Source organism: Streptomyces sp. CO7, assembly GCF_053474865.1.
Genome location: NZ_JBRIOU010000187.1, coordinates 1 through 5,070 on the forward strand (window position 1 = coordinate 1; position 5,070 = coordinate 5,070).

Below are 5,070 nucleotides of genomic sequence, written 5' to 3' on the forward strand. Positions count from 1 at the left end.
CGCCAGGACCTGCCGTACCCGCTGCCCCGGGTGGGCATCGGCACCGACATCCACGCCTTCGAGGAGGGCCGCGAGCTGTGGTGCGCGGGCCTGCTCTGGGAGGGCGAGGGCCCCGGGCTCGCCGGGCACTCGGACGCCGACGTGGTCGCGCACGCCGCCTGCAACGCGCTCTTCTCCGCCGCCGGGCTCGGGGACCTCGGGCAGCACTTCGGCACCTCCCGCCCCGAGTGGTCGGGCGCCTCCGGCGTCACGCTGCTCACCGAGGCGGCCCGGATCGTGCGCGAGGCGGGCTTCGTGATCGGCAACGTCGCCGTGCAGGTCGTCGGCCCCCGCCCCAAGATCGGCAAGCGGCGCGACGAGGCGCAGAAGATCCTCTCCGCGGCGGCGGGCGCGCCGGTCTCCGTCTCCGGCGCGACCACCGACGGCCTCGGCTTCCCCGGCAGGGACGAGGGCCTGACGGCGGTGGCCACCGCCCTGGTCGTGGAGGCCCCCGCGGCGCGGCTCGCGTAGGGGCGCGCAGCCGTCGGCCGGTTGTTTCGCAGTGGGCGTGAGGCAGTGCCGCACGCCCACTACTCTTGAGGCGTGACTATTCGCCTGTACGACACCAGCGCCCGGCAGATCCGTGACTTCGTCCCGCTCACGCAGGGCTGTGTCTCGATCTACCTGTGCGGTGCCACCGTGCAGGCCGCCCCGCACATCGGGCACATCCGCTCGGGCCTCAACTTCGACGTGCTGCGCCGCTGGTTCGCCCACCGCGGCTACGAGGTGACGTTCGTGCGGAACGTCACGGACATCGACGACAAGATCATCACCAAGTCGGCGGAGTACGACCGCCCCTGGTGGTCCATCGGCTACGAGAACGAGCGGGCCTTCACGGCCGCCTACGACGCGCTCGGCTGCCTGCCCCCGACCTACGAGCCGCGGGCCACCGGCCACGTCACCGAGATGGTCGAGATGATGCGCGGCCTGATCGAGCGCGGCCACGCCTACGAGGCGGACGGCAGCGTCTACTTCGACGTGCGCTCCTTCCCCGAGTACCTGTCGCTGTCGAACCAGGACGTCGACGACCTCCGCCAGCCCGACGAGGGCGTGGCCGGCAAGCGCGACCCGCGGGACTTCGCCATGTGGAAGGCGGCGAAGCCCGGCGAGCCCAGCTGGGAGACGCCCTTCGGCCCGGGCCGCCCGGGCTGGCACCTGGAGTGCTCGGCGATGGCCCACAAGTACCTGGGCCCTGCCTTCGACATCCACGGCGGCGGCCTGGACCTGATCTTCCCGCACCATGAGAACGAGATCGCCCAGTCCAAGGCGTACGGCGACGAGTTCGCGCGCTACTGGATGCACAACGCCTGGGTGACGATGAGCGGCGAGAAGATGTCCAAGTCGCTGGGCAACTCGGTGCTGGTCTCCGAGATGGTCGGGCGGTGGCGGCCGATCGTCCTGCGCTACTACCTGGGCACCCCGCACTACCGGTCGATGATCGAGTACAGCGAGGAGGCCCTGCGCGAGGCCGAGTCCGCGTTCGCGCGGATCGAGGGCTTCGTCCAGCGTGCCGTGGAGCTCGCGGGCGGCCCCGTCGAGCCGGCCGCCGAGGTCCCGCCGGCCTTCGCCGAGGCGATGGACGACGACCTGGGCACCCCGCAGGCGCTCGCCGTCGTGCACACCACGGTCCGACAGGGCAACAGCGCGCTCGCGGCCGACGACAAGGAGGCCGCCGTCGCCCGTCTGGCCGAGGTCCGCGCCATGCTCGGCGTGCTCGGCCTCGACCCGCTGGACGAGCAGTGGTCCGGCGGCGCCGACGGCCGGGGCGAGGAGCTCGAAGGCGTGGTCGACGGCCTGGTCCGGCTGGTGCTGGAGCAGCGTGAGGCGGCCCGCGCCCGCAAGGACTGGGCGACCGCCGACGCCATCCGCGACCAGCTCGGCACGTCCGGCCTGGTCATCGAGGACAGCCCGCACGGGCCCCGATGGTCCCTCGGCGGCCGCTGACCCGACCTGCGTGACCTGCGCGAATGTGCCGCCCGGGCCTCCGGGCGGCACACTTGCACTTCCAGACCTACATCCCCCCAGCTTCACGGAGACGATCAGCTCATGTCCAAGGACCGCCGCGCATCGAGTAAGAAGGGCGCGCAGGTCGGCAGTGGCGGCCAGCGACGCCGGGGCCTCGAGGGCAAGGGACCGACCCCGCCCGCCGAGATGCGCAAGGGACACGCCAAGCAGCGTGCCGCCAACGCGAAGGCCCGTCGCGCCCAGGGCAGGCCCGCCACCGCCCGCCGGGGCGGCGGCCGCTCCACCTCCGAGCTGGTCGTCGGCCGCAACCCGGTCGTCGAGGCGCTGCGCGAGGGCGTGCCCGCCAAGACCCTCTACGTGCAGCAGTTCATCGACAACGACGAGCGGGTGCGCGAGGCGCTGCAGCTCGCCGCCGAGCGCGGCGGCATCAACCTCATGGAGGCGCCGCGCCCCGAGCTCGACCGGATGACCAACGGGCTCAACCACCAGGGCCTGGTCCTGCAGGTGCCGCCGTACGAGTACGCGCACCCCGAGGACCTGGTCGCCGACGCCGCCGACAGCGACGAGGACCCGCTGATCGTGGCGCTGGACGGCGTCACCGACCCGCGCAACCTGGGCGCCGTGGTCCGCTCCGTCTCCGCCTTCGGCGGTCACGGCGTGGTCGTGCCGGAGCGCCGCGCGGCGGGCATGACGGCCGGCGCCTGGAAGACCTCGGCCGGCACCGCGGCCCGCACGCCGGTCGCCCGGGCCACCAACCTGACCCGCGCGCTGGAGCAGTACAAGAAGGCCGGAGTGGTCGTGGTGGGCCTGGCGGCCGACGGCGAGCACGAGATCGGTGACCTCGAGGCGCTGGGCGGCCCGGTCGTGATCGTGGTCGGCAGCGAGGGCAAGGGCCTGTCCCGGCTGGTGGGCGAGACCTGTGACTACCGGGTCCGCATCCCGATGCCGGGCGGCGCCGAGTCGCTCAACGCCGGTGTCGCGGCGGGCATCGTGCTCTACGAGGCGGCGCGCCGGCGCAGCTGATCCCTGGTGCGGGACCCCTGACGGGGTCTCGCACAGGTGTGCAGAAATTCGCCCGGGCGGTGTGTTTTGCGGGCGACTGACGAGCTTGACGTGCTTCGGACAGATCGGGGCGCTTGCGGCAGTGTCCTTACGTGTCGTCACTCGGTTAGATGAGTGTGGACACCAGAACACCCCGCACACCTTTGGGGGACGGTCCGTCGGGCTTCGACGACACCCCCGCGCTGAGCATGGTGAAGGTGCCCTGCGATCCCGCGCAGGTCATCGTCAACCACGTGAGCTTCCGCGTGCAGTTGGGCGCCTCGGCGCGGCGGGCCAGGTCGACGCGGATCGCCGGGCACGTGAGAGCCACCGACGACACGACGCCGATCCCCGTCGTCGCGCAGCCGGGTCCGGCCGCCGCCGGGAAGAGGCGCCGGCCGGTCGTCTGGAGCGGGCACACCGCCCCGGACGACACCGGGGCGCACCGCCTGCTGCAGGCCGTGCGGGGCGCGCAGCTCGGGGGACCCGCCCAGGCGCCCGCCGCGGCCGGGCGGCCCGCGACCCCGCCGTCCGCCGGGCCCGGGGCGACCCGGACCATCCCGCGGCCGCCCGACGCCGTCGCAGGCGCCGGCCCGGGCGTCGGCACGGGCCCGGGCGCGGGTTCCGGCTTCGACGTTCCCGGCTCGGGTTCGGGCTCGGGTTCCGGTTCCGGTTTCGACCGTCCGGTCTCCTCCGGCTTCGGCTCCCCCTTCGGCGGCGGGTTCGACGAGGGGTACGACGGGGGCCACGGTGGCCGCTACGGCGACGGCGCGGCCGGGTACGCGGGGGTCCGCGAGGAGAGCGCGGCCGAGCGCACCCTGGAGAACCCGGTGATCGGCGAGGGCGCCCGGCTGCTCCCGCCGATGCGGTCGGTGGGCAGCGCCTTCGAGGAGCCCGGTTACCTGGCGCCCGGCGCCTACGAGGGCTACGGCGAGGGCGACCGGTACGGCTCCGGCGGCTACGGCCGGACCGGCGCCTACGCGGACGCGGGCCCCGGCCGCGAGGGCTACGACGGCTACGGCGCGGCCGGCTACGGGACCGACGCGTACAGCGCCGACGGCTACGGGCCCGACGGGTACGGCCCGGACGGGTACGGCCCGGACGGGCACGCGGCGGAGGATGCCGAGGAGGGCCGCGGCGGGCGGCGGGCGTCGGAGAAGCACGCCTACTACCCCGGCCGCCGGATGAACCTCGGCGTGGTGCTGCTGCCGCTGCGGGTCTTCCTGGGCTTCGTCTCGGTCTACGACGGCATGGGCAAGCTCTGTGACCCCGTCTACTTCGACGGCGGCGAGCGCGGCTCCATGACCCGGCTGCTGCACTCCCTCGAGCCGGGCGGCGTCGGCGAGCCGCTGCACGGCTTCGCCCTTCAGCACCCGGTGGGCTCCGGCCTCACCGTGGCCTTCCTCCAGGTGATCGTCGGCGTGCTGACGGTCCTGGGCCTGTGGCAGCGGGTCGCCGCCGGGGTGGGCGTGCTGCTGGCGTCCGCACTGCTGCTCGGCGCGAGCTGGCAGGCGGTGCCGGTGTACGAGATGGCGGACGTGGTCTACCTGGCGGCCTGGACGCCGCTGCTGGTCGCGGGCGCGCCGGTCTACTCGGTGGACGGGGCGCTGGCCGGGCGGGCCTGGCGGCGGCTGGGCCCGCGGGCCGCGATCTGGGACCTGCGGCGCTACGTGCTCAAGCGGGGCGCGCTGGCGACGGGCGTCGTCGCCGGCCTCACCCTGCTGGTCGGTTCCCTGCTGGGCGCGGCGGTGCGGGACGCGGACCGGGTGGTCGTGCCGCGTCCGGGCGAGCCCCCGCGCAACGCGCTGCCGGGCACGCCACTGCCGGGCGACACGGCGCCGGGGAGCGAGTCCCCGTCGGAGTCGGCCTCGGACGGCCCCACGGCGGGCTCCGAGGGCACCGCGGGCGCGGAGGAGACGGTCGGCACGGCCGGGGCCGAGGAGCGGAACGCGGGCGCGGAGAGCGAGGCGGACGTCGCCGGGACGGACACCGGGGCGACCGGCGACGTCCGCCTCGCTCTCCGCG

The 5,070-nt window shown here is 74.7% G+C and carries 4 protein-coding genes; all 4 read left to right on the plus strand.

Annotated features, from left to right (window positions below):
* Positions 1 to 9: 9 nt before the first annotated feature.
* On the plus strand, positions 10 to 510 hold the full coding sequence (gene ispF, locus ACOV8S_RS32245; RefSeq protein ID WP_448322127.1) for a 2-C-methyl-D-erythritol 2,4-cyclodiphosphate synthase: 501 nt from the start codon (positions 10 to 12) through the stop codon (positions 508 to 510).
* Positions 511 to 582: 72 nt separating this feature from the next.
* On the plus strand, positions 583 to 1,983 hold the full coding sequence (gene cysS, locus ACOV8S_RS32250) for a cysteine--tRNA ligase (RefSeq protein ID WP_448322122.1): 1,401 nt from the start codon (positions 583 to 585) through the stop codon (positions 1,981 to 1,983).
* 102 nt (positions 1,984 to 2,085) lie between these two features.
* Positions 2,086 to 3,027: a 23S rRNA (guanosine(2251)-2'-O)-methyltransferase RlmB gene (gene rlmB, locus ACOV8S_RS32255; RefSeq protein WP_351112953.1), complete on the plus strand. Its 942-nt coding sequence runs from the start codon at positions 2,086 to 2,088 to the stop codon at positions 3,025 to 3,027.
* A 149-nt stretch (positions 3,028 to 3,176) separates the two neighbouring features.
* The coding region (locus ACOV8S_RS32260; protein WP_448322125.1) for a DoxX family protein at positions 3,177 to 5,070 on the plus strand (1,894 nt) is incomplete at its 3' end.

Coding starts and splice junctions, on each gene's coding strand:
- rlmB (WP_351112953.1), top strand. CDS start 2,086: ATGTCCAAGGACCGCCGCGCATCGAGTAAGAAGGGCGCGCAGGTCGGC.